Consider the following 16,473-nt stretch of genomic DNA (forward strand, 5'->3'; position numbering starts at 1 on the left):
CTCGCCCTCCGCGGGGGTGGGTCGTGTTGCCCCGGCCGCACGCGGGCGCCTTCGACGGGCGGATCCCGCCCGGGCCCGGCAGTCTGGAATGACTCGAAAAAGTGCACGCCTGTGCAGCGGTAGGCTCGACCTCGCCCCGGTGGGCGCATCGCCTGCAACGACGCAGCGCACGGACAGCACCGGATTCGACATGTGCAGCATGTGGAGAGGAGCCCTGACCCAGGGTGAGCACCAAGCCGACCACCACAGACCTCGAGTGGACCGACCTCGACCAGCGCGCCGTGGACACCGGCCGCATTCTGGCCGCGGATGCCGTACAGAAGGTCGGTAACGGCCATCCTGGTACGGCGATGAGCCTGTCCCCGGCCGCGTACACCCTCTTCCAGAAGGTGATGCGACACGACCCGTCCGACCCGGACTGGGTGGGGCGCGACCGCTTCGTGCTCTCCGCGGGCCACTCGTCCCTGACGCTGTACATCCAGCTCTACCTGGCCGGCTTCGGCCTGGAGCTCGATGATCTGAAGGCGTTCCGGACCTGGGGCTCGAAGACCCCGGGGCACCCGGAGTACGGCCACACCGCCGGCGTCGAGACCACCACGGGCCCGCTCGGCCAGGGTGTCGCGAACGCCGTGGGCATGGCGATGGCCGCCCGCTACGAGCGCGGTCTGTTCGACCCGGAGACCCCGCTCGGGGAGTCCCCGTTCGACCACTTCGTGTACGCGATCGCCGGTGACGGCTGCCTCCAGGAGGGCATCTCCGCCGAGGCCTCCTCGCTCGCCGGCCATCAGAAGCTCGGCAACCTGATCCTGCTGTGGGACGACAACCACATCTCGATCGAGGGTGACACCGAGACCGCGGTCTCCGAGGACACCTGCAAGCGTTACGAGTCCTACGGCTGGCACGTGCAGCGCGTGGACCCGAAGCCGGACGGCGACCTGGACCCCGAGGCGCTCTACAACGCGATCGCCGCCGCCAAGGCCGTGACCGACAAGCCGTCGTTCATCGCGATGCGCTCGATCATCGCCTGGCCGGCCCCGAACGCGCAGAACACCGAGGCCGCGCACGGCTCGGCGCTCGGCGACGACGAGGTGGCCGCCACCAAGCGCGTCCTCGGCTTCGACCCGGAGCAGACCTTCGAGGTCGCCGACGAGGTCATCGCGCACACCCGCGGCGCCCTGGCGCGCGGCGCCGAGGCCCGCACCGAGTGGGAGAAGTCCCTCGCCGCCTGGCGCACCGCCAACCCGGAACGCGCCGCCGAGTTCGACCGGATCAACGCGGGCGAGCTGCCGGCCGGCTGGGAGGAGAAGCTCCCCGAGTTCGAGACCGGAAAGGGCGTCGCCACGCGTGCCGCCTCCGGCAAGGTCCTGCAGGCGCTCGGCGCGGTGATCCCGGAACTGTGGGGCGGCTCGGCAGACCTCGCGGGCTCCAACAACACCACGATCGACAAGACGAGTTCCTTCCTTCCCGAGGGCAACCCGCTGCCGGAGGCCGACCCGTACGGCCGCACGATCCACTTCGGCATCCGCGAGCACGCCATGGCCGCGGCCATGAACGGCATCGCGCTGCACGGCCACACCCGTATCTACGGCGGCACCTTCCTGGTGTTCTCGGACTACATGCGCAACGCGGTGCGCCTGTCGGCCCTGATGCACCTGCCCGTCACGTACGTGTGGACCCACGACTCCATCGGTCTGGGCGAGGACGGCCCGACGCACCAGCCGGTCGAGCACCTGGCCGCGCTGCGCGCGATCCCGGGTCTCAACCTGGTCCGCCCGGCCGACGCCAACGAGACGGCGATCGCCTGGCGCGAGATCCTGCGCCGCGGCAAGAAGGACTACGGCAAGAGCGCCCCGCACGGCCTCGCGCTGACCCGTCAGGGCGTGCCGACGTACGAGCGCAACGAGGACGCCGCCAAGGGCGGTTACGTCCTGTTCGCGGCCTCCAAGGAGACCCCGGACGTGGTGCTCATCGCCACCGGCTCCGAGGTGCAGCTGGCCGTCGGCGCCCGCGAGGCCCTGGAGGCCGAGGGTGTCGCCACCCGCGTCGTCTCGATGCCGTGTGTCGAGTGGTTCGAGGCCCAGGACCAGGGGTACCGGGACAGCGTCCTGCCCCCGTCGGTCAAGGCGCGGGTCGCGGTCGAGGCCGGGATCGGTCTGACCTGGCACCGCTTCGTCGGGGACGCCGGCCGCATCGTCTCGCTCGAGCACTTCGGTGCCTCGGCCGACGGCAAGGTGCTGTTCCAGGAGTTCGGTCTGACCGCAGATGCAGTCACCGCCGCGGCGAAGGAATCTCTCGCCGCCGTTCAGCGCTGACGCCCGTAGACGCTTCATACGACACGTAGGAGATGCAATTCCCATGACAGACGCACTCAAGCGCCTCTCCGAAGAGGGCGTCGCGATCTGGCTGGACGACCTGTCGCGCAAGCGCATCACGTCCGGCAACCTGGCCGAGCTCATCGACCAGAGCCATGTCGTGGGCGTCACGACCAACCCGTCGATCTTCCAGAAGGCGATCAGCAGCGGTGACGGTTACGAGCAGCAGCTCGCCGACCTCGCCGCCCGCAAGGTGACCGTCGAGGAAGCCATCCGCATGATCACCACCGCGGATGTACGGGACGCCGCCGACATCCTGCGCCCGGTCTTCGACGCGACCGACGGCCAGGACGGCCGCGTGTCCATCGAGGTCGACCCGCGCCTGGCCCACAACACCAAGGCCACCGTCGCCGAGGCCAAGCAGCTGGCGTGGCTGGTGGACCGGCCGAACACCCTCATCAAGATCCCGGCCACCAAGGCGGGTCTGCCGGCCATCACCGAGACGATCGGCCGCGGCATCAGTGTCAACGTCACGCTGATCTTCTCGCTCGAGCGCTACCGCGAGGTCATGGACGCCTACCTCGCGGGTCTGGAGCAGGCCAAGTCCAAGGGCCTGGACCTGTCCAAGATCCACTCGGTGGCCTCGTTCTTCGTGTCCCGCGTGGACACCGAGATCGACAAGCGCCTCACCGCGCTCGGCACCGACGAGGCCACCGCCCTCAAGGGCAAGGCCGCCCTCGCCAACGCGCGGCTCGCGTACCAGGCGTACGAAGAGGTCTTCGGCTCCGACCGCTGGGGCGCCCTCGACAAGGCCGGCGCCAACAAGCAGCGTCCGCTGTGGGCCTCGACCGGCGTCAAGGACCCGGCGTACAAGGACACGCTGTACGTGGACGACCTGGTCGCGCCCGGCACGGTGAACACCATGCCGGAGGCCACCCTGGAGGCCACCGCCGACCACGGCGAGATCGTGGGCAACACCATCGCCGGCACCTACGAGCAGGCCCGCGCCGAGCTCGACGCCGTCGAGAAGCTCGGGATCAGTTACGACGACGTCGTGCAGCTCCTGGAGGACGAGGGCGTCGAGAAGTTCGAGGCGTCCTGGAACGACCTGCTCAAGTCGACCGAGGCGGAGCTCAAGCGGCTCGCCCCTTCGGAGGGCTGACACCTTGACCGCACTCGGAGCGAACCCGCTCCGTGACGCAGCGGACCGACGGCTCCCGCGTATCGCGGGGCCGTCGGGCCTGGTGATCTTCGGCGTCACGGGCGATTTGTCGCGCAAAAAGCTGATGCCTGCCGTGTACGACCTGGCCAACCGCGGCCTGCTGCCGCCGGGCTTCTCGCTCATCGGCTTCGCCCGCCGCGAGTGGCAGGACGAGGACTTCGCGCAAGAGGTGCACGACGCCGTCAAGCAGCACTCGCGGACCCCGTTCCGCGAGGAGGTCTGGCAGCAGCTCATCCAGGGGATGCGCTTCGTCCAGGGCGACTTCGACGACGACGAGGCCTTCGAGACGCTGAAGTCCACGATCGAGGACCTCGACAAGAAGCAGGGCACGGGCGGCAACTTCGCCTTCTACCTCTCCGTACCGCCGAAGTTCTTCCCCAAGGTCGTCCAGCAGCTCAAGAAGCACGGGCTCGCCGACCAGTCCGGCGACTCGTGGCGGCGTGCCGTCATCGAGAAGCCCTTCGGGCACGATCTGGCCTCCGCCCAGGAGCTCAACTCGATCGTGCACGAGGTGTTCAAGCCGGACCAGGTCTTCCGGATCGACCACTACCTCGGCAAGGAGACCGTCCAGAACATCCTGGCGCTCCGCTTCGCCAACACGCTCTTCGAGCCGCTGTGGAACCGGTCGTACGTCGACCACGTACAGATCACGATGGCCGAGGACATCGGCATCGGCGGCCGCGCCGGCTACTACGACGGCATCGGCGCCGCGCGTGACGTGATCCAGAACCACCTGCTCCAGCTGCTCGCGCTGACTGCGATGGAGGAGCCCGCCTCCTTCGACGCGGATGCGCTCGCGGCCGAGAAGACCAAGGTGCTCGGCGCGGTGAAGCTGCCCGACGACCTGTCGACCGGCACGGTCCGCGGCCAGTACACGGCCGGCTGGCAGGGCGGCGAGAAGGTCATCGGCTACCTCCAGGAAGAGGGCATCGACCCCTCGTCGAAGACCGACACCTACGCCGCGGTGAAGCTCCAGATCGACAACCGCCGCTGGGCGGGCGTGCCGTTCTATCTCCGTACGGGCAAGCGCCTCGGCCGCCGTGTCACCGAGATCGCCGTGGTCTTCCAGCGTGCGCCGCACTCCCCCTTCGACCACACGGCGACGGAGGAGCTGGGCCGCAACGCGCTGGTCATCCGCGTCCAGCCGGACGAGGGCGTCACCGTGCGCTTCGGATCCAAGGTGCCGGGCACCTCGATGGAGGTCCGGGACGTGTCCATGGACTTCGCGTACGGCGAGTCCTTCACGGAGTCGAGCCCCGAGGCGTACGAGCGCCTCATCCTCGACGTCCTGCTCGGCGACTCCAACCTCTTCCCGCGTACGGAGGAGGTCGAGCTGTCCTGGAAGATCCTCGACCCGATCGAGCAGTTCTGGGACACCAACGGCAAGGCCGCCGAGTACCAGGCGGGCACCTGGGGTCCCGCCGAGGCGGACGAAATGCTCGAACGAGACGGACGGAGCTGGCGTCGGCCATGAAGATCGACCTCACGGACACCACCTCCAGCAAGATCAACAAGGCGCTCGTGCAGGGCCGCCGCGCGATCGGCACCCCGGCCGTCGGCATGGTGCTCACCCTCGTCATCGTCACCGACGAGGAGAACGCCTACGACGCGCTCAAGGCCGCCAGCGACGCCTCGCGCGAGCACCCCTCGCGCACGCTCGTGGTCATCAAGCGCGCCTCGCGCACCCCGCGCGACCGCACGCAGTCCCGGCTCGACGCCGAGGTGCGGGTGGGCGCCGACGCGGGCACGGGCGAGACGGTGGTGCTCCGCCTGCACGGCGAGATCATCAACCACGCCCAGTCCGTGGTGCTCCCGCTGCTGCTGCCCGACGCCCCCGTGGTCGTCTGGTGGCCGGTGAACGCGCCGCTGTCGCCCGCCACCGACCCGCTCGGTGCGCTGGCCCAGCGCCGTGTCACCGACACGTACGCGGCGGAGCAGCCGATCCACGAACTGACCGCGCGCGCCGAGACGTACACCCCCGGCGACACGGATCTGTCGTGGACCCGCATCACGCCGTGGCGCTCGATGCTGGCCGCCGCGCTCGACCAGGTCACCTGCAAGGTGAACGAAGTCGAGGTCGAGGGCGAGGAGTTCAACCCGAGCTGCGAGCTGCTCGCGATGTGGCTCGCGGACCGGCTCCAGGTCCCGGTGAAGCGTTCGCTGTCGGCGGGCCCGGGTCTGACGGCCGTACGGATGCAGACCGACTGCGGCCCGATCACCCTGGACCGCGCGGACGGCTCGCTCGCCACGCTCTCCATGCAGGGCCAGCCCGACCGTGCGGTGGCGCTGAAGCGGCGCGACACGGCCGAGCTGATCGCCGAGGAGCTGCGGCGGCTCGACCCGGACGACACGTACGCGTCCGCCCTGAAGTTCGGCGTGGACCGGCTCGGCGAGACGGCGGCGATGCAGACGGCGCCGTCGGCCTCGGACGAGAAGCAGTCCGACGGGAAGCAGTCGGACGGGCAGCAGTCGGAGGACAAGCCGGCCGAGACCTCCTCCGAGTCGGGGTCCGCCCCGGCCAGGAAGAAGGCGGTCGCGAACGGCTCCCGTACGGCCAAGAAGGCGGCGGGCAAGTGAGCACAGCGCCCCAGCTGGTCGTCCACCGCGACAAGGACCTGATGGCCCAGGCCGCGGCGGCCCGCCTGCTCACGAAGATCGTGGACGCGCAGGCCGCCCGCGGCTCGGCGTCGGTGGTCCTCACGGGCGGCCGCAACGGCAACGGGCTGCTCGCCGCACTCGCCTCGTCCCCGGCCCGGGACGCGATCGACTGGTCACACCTCGATCTGTGGTGGGGCGACGAAAGGTTCCTGCCCGAGGGCGACCCGGACCGCAATGTCACGCAGGCCCGCGAGGCCCTGCTCGACGCGGTGCCGCTCGACCCGGCGCGGGTGCACGCGATGCCGGCCTCGGACGGCGCGTACGGGGACGACGCGGACGCGGCGGCCGCCGCCTACGCGGAGGAGCTCGCGGCAGCCGCACGCCCCGAGAACCACGCCCAAGTCCCCTCCTTCGACGTGCTGTTGCTCGGCGTCGGCCCGGACACGCATGTGGCCTCGCTCTTCCCCGAGCACCCGGGCGTCCGTGAGACGGAGCGCATGGTCATCGGTGTGCACGGCGCGCCCAAGCCCCCGCCCACCCGCATCTCGCTCACGCTCCCCGCGATCCGCGCAGCGCGTGAGGTGTGGCTCCTCGCGGCGGGCGAGGACAAGGCGAAGGCCGCGGCCATCGCCCTGTCCGGCACCGGTGAGCTCCAGGCTCCGGCGGCGGGCGCGTACGGCCGCGCCCGCACCCTCTGGCTCCTGGACTCGGCGGCGGCGTCCCAGCTCCCCCGCGAGCTGTACCCGCCGTCCCTCGCGTGACCCGGGCCCACGCGTGAACCCCGAGGTACAGACCCTGCTCGCCCGCCAGTCCCCCGCAGTCGCGGAAACGGCCTGGCGGGCGGTCGGCCTGATCCTCGAGCTGTACCCCGACGCGGTGGTCACCGTGGACGGCGGCGACATCGGCTTCGGCTCGGGCACCGGCTACAGGGGCCTGGTCTTCGTGCTGTCGCCGCACACGTCCTGGGTCACGCTGGGTCTGGCGAACGGCGCGACACTGCCGGACCCTTCGGGCTTGCTGCAGGGCAAGGGCAAGGTCCACCGCCACGTCAAACTGCACACGCCGTCCGACGTCGACCGCCCGGCGCTGCGCGCCGTGATGGGTGAGGCGCTGGCGCGGCAGGCGTAGGCCGGCTCCGAGTACCGCCCGGAACCGCCTTCCGGGTGCAGGCCGCCGCCTGCACCCATGGGTTACAGCCCGTCAGCTGCCGTATGGGTTACGGGGGTTGGGGCCCCCGGCTCCGTACGGATGCGTCTGCGGAGGCCCGTACGGCTGCCCCTGGGGTGGACCGTACGGATTCCCCTGGGGTGGACCGTACGGATTCCCCTGCGGCTGACCGTAGGGATGGCCGTGCCCCGCCGGCGGACCGTGCGGCGGCCTGGGCGGTGGGACCGTCGGTGTGGCGCGGACGTGCGGGTGGGCGCCGAGGCGGATGCCGTGGTGGCGACGCAGGCGGCTCATTTCGAACCAGGCGATCCCCGTCACCGTCAGGGGCGCGCCCAGAATGAACAGGACTCCCGCCGCGAGCCCGAGACCGTGCAGATCGCCGGTGAGCAGGTCGGGCAGGGCCATCAGCCAGCTCGTGACGGTCGCGAGCAAGGGCGGCAGGCACCGGTGGATGGCCGCCGTACCGAAGAAGTTGCTGTTGACCTGGATGGCCGCCTGGGCGAGGAAGATCAGCGACCAGATGCCGCCGAAGGCCATGAAGAACGAGAACACCAGACCGCCGCCACCGTTGCGGTTGCTGTGTGCGGCGGCCAGCGACAGCACTCCGAGGATCACGACCAGCGCGGCGACGAAGGAGAGCAGCACGCGCAGCGAGCCCAGAAGCGGCGACTTCAGGACTCCCAGCGGGCCGCTGCGGCGCCACACCAGCAGCATGCCCCCGACCGTGATCGGCGTGATGACCAGGAGGACCACGCCGGCGATGAGCACGTTCTCCATGACCTGCTCGAAATCGAAGCCGCGCACCACGAACATGTAGACGCCGACCGTCGCGATCATTCCCGCGATGATCCGGTAGCGCTTCAGGCGGTCGGCGACCGGGTCGAGCGATTCCGGGATCCAGGACGGATGAAAGAGCGCATAGGCGGCGCCTCTGGGCCACCAGCGTGACGTCTCCGCCGCGCTGCGCCGGTATCCGTACCGCCGTCTCACCATGCCCACTCCCCCGAGTGCCGTGCCGTTCGCAGACCCGCGATCTTAGCGGTCCGCAGGGAACACTCAACTCCGTTTCGGGGATGTGCACTTGACCCGGTTCCGAGGATGTGGCCCCGGGGGTGCCTGGGCAGCCTGGCGGCTAAGCCGCCTGGTAGCTCGCGCCGTCCTTCGTCCGCCGCAGGAGCCCGCCCTCCACGCAATACCGCCGCAGCATCGCACTGTCGTCGTGGACGGTGGCGAAGCGCTGGTTGACCTCGGGTTCGGTGTACGGATGCGCCTCCTCGAAGAGGGACCGTACGAGATACGCAAGCAGCTCGTGCCGTACGGCGGGCCGCATCGGCATGGATCGCAGCCGCCCTTCGGTGAAGAAGGGACGCAGCTCCTTGGGGACGCCCTGCTCCTCCCCCTGCGTCTCGGCCGCGAGGGCGTCCTGGAAGACGGACGCGTCCGCCTTGAACGAGCCGTCCGGCAGCGGTTCGATGAGGCCTGCCTTGATCAGCCGGGCCAGATGCTTCTGCCCGGCCTTCCCGGCGGCCGCCTCCGCGGCGTCACCGAAGCGGACGATGCTCGCGTACAGCTTGAGGCGTTCGGGATCGGCGAGGGCGGAGAGCAGAGCGCGGCTCATGGCGGGCCTTCCGGGGGTGGGAACGGACCGCAGCAGTCTCACCCCGCACGGGTCTGCCGCGCACCCGATTAACGGGCGCGCGGCAGACCGCGTATCCGCTCACCGCACGGACGGCGGCCGGGCGGCTCAACGCCCGCGCAGCTCCCGGTACTTGGCGACCAGGGCCTTCGACGAGGCGTCCAGACCGGGGACCTCGGCGCCCTCGGTCAGGGCCGGCTCGACGCGCTTGGCGAGCACCTTGCCGAGCTCCACGCCCCACTGGTCGAACGAGTCGATGTTCCAGATCGCGCCCTGCACGAACACCTTGTGCTCGTAGAGGGCGATCAGCTGGCCCAGCACGGACGGCGTGAGCTCCGACGCCAGGATCGTGGTCGTCGGGTGGTTGCCCTGGAAGGTCTTGTGCGCGACCAGCTCCTCGGGCACGCCCTCGGCCCGGACCTCGTCCGGCGTCTTGCCGAACGCGAGCGCCTGGGTCTGGGCGAAGAAGTTGGCCATGAGGAGATCGTGCTGGGCGACCAGGCCCGGAAGCAGGTCGTCCACCGGCTTGGCGAAGCCGATGAAGTCCGCCGGGATGACCTTCGTGCCCTGGTGGATCAACTGGTAGTAGGCGTGCTGCCCGTTGGTGCCGGGCGTGCCCCACACGACGGGGCCGGTCTGCCAGTCGACAGGGTTGCCCTCGCGGTCCACGGACTTGCCGTTGGACTCCATGTCCAGCTGCTGGAGGTAGGCCGTGAACTTGGAGAGGTAGTGCGAGTACGGGAGCACGGCGTGCGACTGCGCGTCGAAGAACGCCCCGTACCAGACGCCCAACAGGCCGAGCAGGAGCGGCGCGTTGGCCTCCGCGGGCGCGGTGCGGAAGTGCTCGTCGACCAGGCGGAAGCCGTCGAGCATCTCACGGAAGCGGTCCGGCCCGATGGCGATCATCAGCGAGAGACCGATCGCGGAGTCGTACGAGTAGCGGCCGCCGACCCAGTCCCAGAACTCGAACATGTTGGCCGTGTCGATGCCGAACTCGGAGACCTTCTCGGCGTTCGTGGAGAGCGCCACGAAGTGCTTGGCCACGGCTTCCTGGCCGGCGCGCAGCCCGGTGAGCAGCCAGTCGCGGGCCGAGGTGGCGTTGGTGATCGTCTCGATGGTGGTGAAGGTCTTCGAGGCGATGATGAACAGCGTCTCGGCCGGGTCCAGGTCCCGTACGGCCTCGTGCAGATCGGCGCCGTCCACGTTGGAGACGAAGCGCACGGTCAGGTCGCGCTGCGTGTAGGAGCGGAGCACCTCGTACGCCATCGCGGGGCCGAGGTCGGAGCCGCCGATGCCGATGTTGACGATGTTCCTGATCCGCTTGCCGGTGTGGCCGGTCCACTCGCCCGAGCGCACCTTCTCGGAGAAGGCGCTCATCTTGTCGAGCACCGCGTGCACACCCGGGACGACGTTCTCGCCGTCGACCTCGATCACGGCGTCGCGCGGCGCGCGCAGGGCCGTGTGCAGGACGGCCCGGTCCTCGGTCGTGTTGATCTTGTCCCCGCGGAACATGGCGTCGCGCAGCCCGAAGACATCGGTGGCGGCGGCCAGCTCGCGCAGCAGGGACAGGGTCTCGTCGGTGACGAGCTGCTTCGAGTAGTCCAGGTGCAGATCACCGACCTGAAGGGTGTAGCCGGTGCCACGCCCGGGGTCGCTCGCGAAGAGATCGCGCAGATGCGTCTCGCCCAGCTGCTCCCGGTGCTTGGCCAGCGCGGCCCACTCGGGCATCTGGTTCAGCCGCGTACGGTCACTTGCGTTCATCTCGGACTTCCAGCCTTCTTGTCGTCCTGAGCACTCGTCCCGAGTGCTGCGCCCCGCTCCCCCCAACCTAATTGATCAGCTGTCGCTTCGAGTCGTCCGTCCGGTGGCGTGCGGGTTACGGCCCGGGGCGGATCCGGCCGTACGGAGTCAGCCCTCCGACGCCGCACGGGCCTCAGCGCTCTGGCCCCGTACCGGAACCAGCACCCCGACCGCGAGCACGAACACCCCGGCCGCGAGCAGCACCGGGGCGTTGAACCCCCAGGCCGTGGCCACCGCCCCGCCGAGCAGGGCGCCCAGCGGTGCGCCGGCCACCGCGAGAGTGCGATAGGCGGCACTGATCCTGCCCAGCATCTCGCGCGGGCTGCGCTCCTGCATCAGGGTGCGCTGGCTGACGTTCCACACGATGCTCATCACGCCGAAGAGCGCCAGGCACGCCAGCGCCGCCCACAAGGCCCTGACCAGGCCCATCGCCAGGAGGCAGACCAGCTGCACGACCCCGGCGACGAGGACGCTCCGCAGCCGACCCAGCCGCGCCGCGATCCGCCCGGCCACGAAGCCGCCGGCCACACTGCCCGCCGAGAAGGCCGTGAGCGCCGCCGCGTACCCGCCGTCGCCCGCGTCCAGCCACCACTTCACATGCATCACGAGGGTGGCGATGAGGGCGCCCATGCCGATGTTGCTGAGCGTGGTCGCCCAGCACAGGGCCCGCAGCGGCCGGTCCCGCCACAGCACCCGCACGCCCGCGGCGATGTCCCCGCGCAGGGTCGCCCCGGCGGGCCTGGGCGCCCGCTCAGGGGCCGGTATCCGCAGCGAGGCGATGAGGAACGCCCCCACGACGTATGTGGCCGCGTCCACCCCGTACGGCAGCGCGACCCCGCCCGCGAGCAGCACCGGCACCAGCGGCGCGGCCACGAAGCCGCCGGCGATCTGCTGTCCGGTCATCAGCCGCGCGTTGGCACTGCCCAGGGCGCTCTCGGGCACCAGCGAGGGCAGCAGGGCCGTGGCGGCATTGTCGAAGAGCGTCTGGAGCGTGGTCAGCACGAAGGCCAGGGCTATGAGCAGCGCGATCGAGGCGTGCCCGAGGGCGACGGCCACCGCGAAGGCGGCCATGAGGATCCCTCGTACGACATCGACGGCCCACATCGCGCGCCGCTGGTCCACGCGGTCCGCCACCGCGCCGCCGAGCAGCCCGAAGAGCAACCACGGCAGATATCCGCACGCGCTCACCAGGGTGATCAGAAGCGGATCGTCGGTGAGCGAGGCGGCGAGCAGCGGCAGCGCGGCCGTCCGCAGCGAATCGCCGAACTTGGACAGCACCGCGGCCGTCCACAGCCGTCCGAACCCGCCGCGCCACGTGGGCACTTGCACACCCACGGCCTCGACCGCAGTCACAACTCCCCCTTCGGTTCCACTGATCGAAACCGTAGAGGGCACCACTGACAATCGAGGGCGCGCGCGATGCGCACCGCATCGGTACGGGTGCGCGAACCCATGAAGCACACCGGTACAAAACAGGTCCGGCCGGACACTCCGCAAAGTGGCCGACCGGACCTCAAGTCCTAGATCTCGCCCCGCAGTTTCGCGAGCGCCTCGGCCAGGATCGCCTCGCCGTCCGCGTCGCTGCGCCGCTCCCGCACGTAGGCGAGGTGCGTCTTGTACGGCTCGGTGCGCGGCGGGTCCGGCGGATTGTCCCGGTCCTGACCTGCCGGGAAGCCGCAGCGCGGGCAGTCCCACGTCTCGGGGACCTGCGCGTCGCTGGCGAAACTGGGCTTCGTCTCATGCCCGTTGGAGCACCAGAAGGAGATGCGCAGGCGCGGCGCTGACTCGCCCCGCTCGGCCTCGCCCATCGGCCCCGCCCCGACCCGACTTCCACGGATCGCGTTGCCACTTGCCACGGTCGTAACTCCCTGCGTAACGGTGCTGCACAGCGTTGCCCACCGGCGGCTGCGCCGCGGGTGCCACCAGCCTGAGCCAGTCTACGGAAGGCCCAACGCGCGTCCAGTGATTGGAGTTACACCCCCACCCCGAGACGTACGCCCCATATTAAGCACAGCGTAAGTGCCGATGTGGACAGGGGAACCAACTCGGGCTCATAACAAAAGAGGCGGCCGCCTCGAAAAACGAGGCGGCCGCCAAAAAGACGAACTCGTGGACGAAAACCCACGAACTACGCGGTCAGCTGTCCAGCTTCATCAGCAGGCCGAGCACCACGATGCAGGCGAACCACAGCAGACCGACCACGACGGTGATCCGGTCGAGGTTGCGCTCGGCGACGGAGGAACCGCCGACGGAGGACTGCATACCGCCACCGAACATGTCGGAGAGGCCGCCGCCCTTTCCCTTGTGCATCAGGACAAGGAGCATCAGCAGCAGGCTGAAGACGATCAGGGCGATCGAGAAGCCCATAACCACGGCTGGACCAACTTCCTCGGATTCGGACAACGTGTGCGTCGCGCGTCACGACGTGTACGGAGCAACATACGCGACGACGGGGGCCGGCCCTCGAAAGAGGGAGCCGACCCCCGTCAGGGTACCGGACCTTACTGGTCGCGGAACCGGACGATCTTGACGAACTCGTCCGCGTCGAGGGCGGCACCGCCCACGAGCGCACCGTCCACGTCGGGCTGCGCCATGATCGCGGCGACATTGCCGGACTTCACGGAGCCGCCGTACTGGATGCGGACCTTGTCGGCCAGCTCCTGCGAGTACAGCTCGGCCAGGCGCCCACGGATCGCACCGCAGACCTCCTGGGCGTCCTCGGGGGTGGCGACCTCGCCGGTGCCGATGGCCCAGACCGGCTCGTACGCGATCACGATGGACTCGGCCTGCTCGGCCGGGATGTCCTTGAGCGCGCCGTCGACCTGGTTCAGCGTGTACTGGACCTGCTGGCCGGCCTTGCGGATCTCCAGGCCCTCGCCGACGCAGAGGATCGGCGTGAGGCCGTGCCGGTAGGCGGCCTTGACCTTGGCGTTGCACAGGTCGTCGGTCTCGTTGTGGTACTGGCGGCGCTCCGAGTGGCCGATGGCCACGTAGGTGCACTTCAGCTTCGAGAGCATCGCGCCCGAGATCTCGCCGGTGTAGGCGCCGGAGTCGTGCGCCGAGATGTCCTGGGCGCCGTACTTGATCTTGAGCTTGTCGCCGTCGACCAGGGTCTGGACCCCGCGCAGGTCGGTGAAGGGCGGCAGGACGGCGACCTCGACGGCCTCGTAGTCCTTGTCGGCGAGCGCGAAGGCGAGCTTCTGGGTGTGGGCGATGGCCTCGAGGTGGTTGAGGTTCATCTTCCAGTTGCCCGCCATGAGGGGCATGCGCGTCATGATCTTCACTTCTCCAGTGCTACGAGGCCGGGGAGGGACTTGCCCTCGAGGTACTCAAGCGAGGCGCCGCCGCCGGTCGAGATGTGGCCGACCTTGTCCTCGCTGAAGCCGAGGATGCGGAACGCGGCGGCCGAGTCGCCGCCGCCGACCACGGAGAACGCGTCGGAGTCGACGAGCGCCTGGGCCACGGCACGCGTGCCGTTCGCGAAGTCCTTGTGCTCGAAGACGCCCATCGGGCCGTTCCAGAACACGGTGGCGGCGTCCTGCAGCTTGGCAGCGTACAGTTCCTCGGTCTTCGGGCCGATGTCCAGGCCCTCCTGGTCCGCCGGGATGGCCGTGGCGGCCACGATGTCGGGGTTCATGTCGACCTGGTTCTTCAGGTCGGGGAAGTCCGCGGAGACCCGGACGTCCACCGGCAGGACGAACTCGACGCCCTTGTCGGCGGCGCGCTTGAGGTAGTCCTGGCAGGCCGGGATCTGGTCCTTCTGGAGCAGCGAGAGGCCGACCTCGTGGCCCTGGGCCGCGAGGAAGGTGTACGCCATGCCGCCGCCGATGAGGATCCGGTCGGCCTTCTCGATCAGGTTGTCGATGACGGCCAGCTTGTCGGAGACCTTGGCGCCGCCGAGCACGACCGCGTAGGGGCGCTTGACGTCGTCGGTGAGCTTCTTGAGGACGCCGACCTCGGTGGCGATCAGGTAGCCGGCGGCGTGCGGCAGGCGGGCCGGCAGGTCGAAGACCGAGGCGTGCTTGCGGTGCACGGCGCCGAATCCGTCGCCGACGTACACGTCCGCGAGGGCCGCGAGCTGGTCCGCGAAGGCGCCGCGCTCGGCGTCGTCCTTGGAGGTCTCGCCGGCGTTGAAGCGCAGGTTCTCGATGACGGCGACCTGGCCGTCGCTCAGGCCCGCGACGGTCGACGTGGCGGACTCGCCCACCGTGTCGGTCGCGAACGCCACGTCGGCGCCGAGGAGTTCACCGAGGCGCGTTGCGGCGGGGGCCAGCGAGAAGGCCGGGTCCGGCGCGCCCTTGGGGCGGCCGAGGTGCGAGGCGACGACCACGCGGGCGCCCGCGTCGGCCAGGGCCTTCACGGTGGGCGTCACGGCGCGGATGCGGCCGTCGTCGGTGATGGTGCTGCCGTCCAGCGGCACGTTGAGGTCGGCGCGGACGAAGACCCGCTTGCCGGCGACTCCTTCGGCGAGAAGTTCGTCGATCGTCTTCATGACTCAAGGACTCCTTGGGTGAACAACAAGGGAAAGCTACAGGCCGGACGGACCCGTGCGGTCACGGGCCGCGGCGGCCCGCGAAGCCACAGGCCAACGGGGCCCGGCCGACGCGCGAACTGCGCGCCGCCCGAGCCCCGTTGCTCACATCGAGGTGCCTGACTGACCTTCAGCGACAGCTCAGAGCTGGCCGCCGACGAACTCCGTCAGGTCGACGAGGCGGTTGGAGTAGCCCCACTCGTTGTCGTACCAGCCGAGGATCTTCACCGTCTTGCCCTCCTGGACCATGGTCATGGAGGAGTCGAAGGTGCAGGAGGCCGGGTCGCTCACGATGTCCGAGGACACGATCGGGTCCTCGGTGTAGAACAGGCGGCCCTTGAGCGGGCCGTCGTCGGCGGCCTTCTTGAACGCGGCGTTGACCTCGTCCTTGGTGACCTCGCGCTGCAGCTCGACGACCAGGTCCGTGGCGGAGCCGGTCGGGACCGGCACGCGCATGGCGATGCCGTCGAGCTTGCCCTTGAGCTGCGGGAGCACGAGGGCGGTGGCCTTGGCGGCACCGGTGGTCGTCGGGATGATGTTCTCCGCGGCGGCACGGGCGCGGCGCAGGTCCTTGTGCGGGAAGTCGAGGATGCGCTGGTCGTTCGTGTACGCGTGGACCGTCGTCATCAGGCCCTTGACGATGCCGAAGTTCTCGTCGAGAACCTTGGCCATCGGCGCCACGCAGTTGGTGGTGCAGGAGGCGTTGGAGATGACGTGGTGGTTCGCGGCGTCGTACTTGTCCTCGTTGACGCCCATCACGATGGTGATGTCCTCGTCCTTGGCCGGAGCCGAGATGAGGACCTTCTTCGCACCACCGGCGATGTGCTTGGCGGCGTCTTCCTTCTTCGTGAAGATGCCGGTCGACTCGATGACGATGTCGACGCCCAGGTCGCCCCACGGGATGTCGGCGGGGTTGCGCTCGGAGAGGACCTTGATGGTGTGGCCGTCGACGGTGATGGTGTCGGCGGTGTGGGTGACCTCGGCCTTGAGGCGGCCCAGGATCGTGTCGTACTTCAGGAGGTGTGCGGTGGTCGCGGTGTCACCCAGGTCGTTGACCGCGACGACCTCGATGTCCGCGCCCTGCTCCAGAAGCGCCCGGAAGTAGTTGCGGCCGATACGACCAAAGCCATTGATGCCTACGCGGATCGTCACGAACCGATCTCCTCGTTGGTACGCCGGACTGTCCGCCGGCGAGCTGTATGGGATG

15 protein-coding genes are annotated in these 16,473 nt (G+C 69.7%); 6 read left to right on the forward strand and 9 right to left on the reverse strand.

Translation table 11 applies throughout. The features are described from left to right. The first annotated feature begins 224 nt into the window (after nucleotides 1-224). From tkt to BLT97_RS27285, 6 genes are read left to right on the forward strand one after another with little or no spacing between them, the layout of a single operon-like run. On the forward strand, nucleotides 225-2,312 hold the full coding sequence (tkt, locus tag BLT97_RS27260) for a transketolase (RefSeq protein ID WP_093614744.1): 2,088 nt from the start codon (nucleotides 225-227) through the stop codon (nucleotides 2,310-2,312). Between the two features lie 43 nt (nucleotides 2,313-2,355). Next, entirely contained in the window at nucleotides 2,356-3,474 is a 1,119-nt protein-coding gene (gene tal, locus BLT97_RS27265) for a transaldolase (protein WP_093614746.1), read from the forward strand. Between the two features lie 4 nt (nucleotides 3,475-3,478). Next, nucleotides 3,479-5,008 carry a glucose-6-phosphate dehydrogenase gene (gene zwf, locus BLT97_RS27270; protein WP_093614748.1) on the forward strand — a complete coding sequence of 510 codons (1,530 nt, stop codon included), beginning with the start codon at nucleotides 3,479-3,481 and terminating at the stop codon, nucleotides 5,006-5,008. Next, nucleotides 5,005-6,111 (forward strand): glucose-6-phosphate dehydrogenase assembly protein OpcA, encoded by a 1,107-nt coding sequence (gene opcA, locus BLT97_RS27275; protein ID WP_093614750.1) that lies wholly within the window; start codon nucleotides 5,005-5,007, stop codon nucleotides 6,109-6,111. Before zwf ends, opcA begins: the two co-directional genes overlap by 4 nt. Continuing rightward, on the forward strand, nucleotides 6,108-6,893 hold the full coding sequence (pgl, locus tag BLT97_RS27280) for a 6-phosphogluconolactonase (protein ID WP_093614752.1): 786 nt from the start codon (nucleotides 6,108-6,110) through the stop codon (nucleotides 6,891-6,893). Before opcA ends, pgl begins: the two co-directional genes overlap by 4 nt. A gap of 13 nt (nucleotides 6,894-6,906) precedes the next feature. Continuing rightward, the gene (locus BLT97_RS27285) at nucleotides 6,907-7,260 is read left to right on the forward strand and encodes a DUF1801 domain-containing protein (RefSeq protein WP_176953905.1); all 354 of its coding nucleotides are present in this window, start codon (nucleotides 6,907-6,909) and stop codon (nucleotides 7,258-7,260) included. A gap of 72 nt (nucleotides 7,261-7,332) precedes the next feature. Here the strand turns inward: BLT97_RS27285 and BLT97_RS27290 are convergent, their stop codons facing one another. The 9 genes from BLT97_RS27290 to gap all read right to left on the reverse strand — a co-directional run bounded on the left by BLT97_RS27290 (nucleotide 7,333) and on the right by gap (nucleotide 16,418). Beyond that, nucleotides 7,333-8,292: a hypothetical protein gene (locus tag BLT97_RS27290; RefSeq protein ID WP_093614754.1), complete on the reverse strand. Its 960-nt coding sequence runs from the start codon at nucleotides 8,290-8,292 to the stop codon at nucleotides 7,333-7,335. 139 nt (nucleotides 8,293-8,431) lie between these two features. After that, the gene (locus BLT97_RS38660) at nucleotides 8,432-8,917 is read right to left on the reverse strand and encodes a DUF2087 domain-containing protein (protein WP_093614756.1); all 486 of its coding nucleotides are present in this window, start codon (nucleotides 8,915-8,917) and stop codon (nucleotides 8,432-8,434) included. 126 nt (nucleotides 8,918-9,043) lie between these two features. Beyond that, complete coding sequence (gene pgi / locus BLT97_RS27300) at nucleotides 9,044-10,696, reverse strand: glucose-6-phosphate isomerase (RefSeq protein ID WP_093614758.1); 1,653 nt, start codon at nucleotides 10,694-10,696, stop codon at nucleotides 9,044-9,046. A 147-nt stretch (nucleotides 10,697-10,843) separates the two neighbouring features. Next, nucleotides 10,844-12,088, reverse strand: a complete 1,245-nt coding sequence (locus BLT97_RS27305; RefSeq protein WP_093614760.1) for an MFS transporter — start codon at nucleotides 12,086-12,088, stop codon at nucleotides 10,844-10,846. Between the two features lie 167 nt (nucleotides 12,089-12,255). After that, nucleotides 12,256-12,543, reverse strand: coding sequence for an RNA polymerase-binding protein RbpA (locus BLT97_RS27310; RefSeq protein ID WP_245769573.1), 288 nt, complete (start codon nucleotides 12,541-12,543; stop codon nucleotides 12,256-12,258). 328 nt (nucleotides 12,544-12,871) lie between these two features. Further along, nucleotides 12,872-13,102 (reverse strand): preprotein translocase subunit SecG, encoded by a 231-nt coding sequence (gene secG / locus BLT97_RS27315; protein ID WP_018848634.1) that lies wholly within the window; start codon nucleotides 13,100-13,102, stop codon nucleotides 12,872-12,874. Nucleotides 13,103-13,236: 134 nt separating this feature from the next. Then, entirely contained in the window at nucleotides 13,237-14,013 is a 777-nt protein-coding gene (gene tpiA, locus BLT97_RS27320; protein WP_093614875.1) for a triose-phosphate isomerase, read from the reverse strand. Nucleotides 14,014-14,015: 2 nt separating this feature from the next. Next, nucleotides 14,016-15,227 (reverse strand): phosphoglycerate kinase, encoded by a 1,212-nt coding sequence (locus BLT97_RS27325; protein WP_093614764.1) that lies wholly within the window; start codon nucleotides 15,225-15,227, stop codon nucleotides 14,016-14,018. 180 nt (nucleotides 15,228-15,407) lie between these two features. Beyond that, on the reverse strand, nucleotides 15,408-16,418 hold the full coding sequence (gap, locus tag BLT97_RS27330) for a type I glyceraldehyde-3-phosphate dehydrogenase (protein WP_093614766.1): 1,011 nt from the start codon (nucleotides 16,416-16,418) through the stop codon (nucleotides 15,408-15,410). Nucleotides 16,419-16,473: the final 55 nt, after the last annotated feature.

This window comes from Streptomyces indicus (assembly GCF_900100315.1).
Classification (GTDB): domain Bacteria; phylum Actinomycetota; class Actinomycetes; order Streptomycetales; family Streptomycetaceae; genus Streptomyces; species Streptomyces indicus.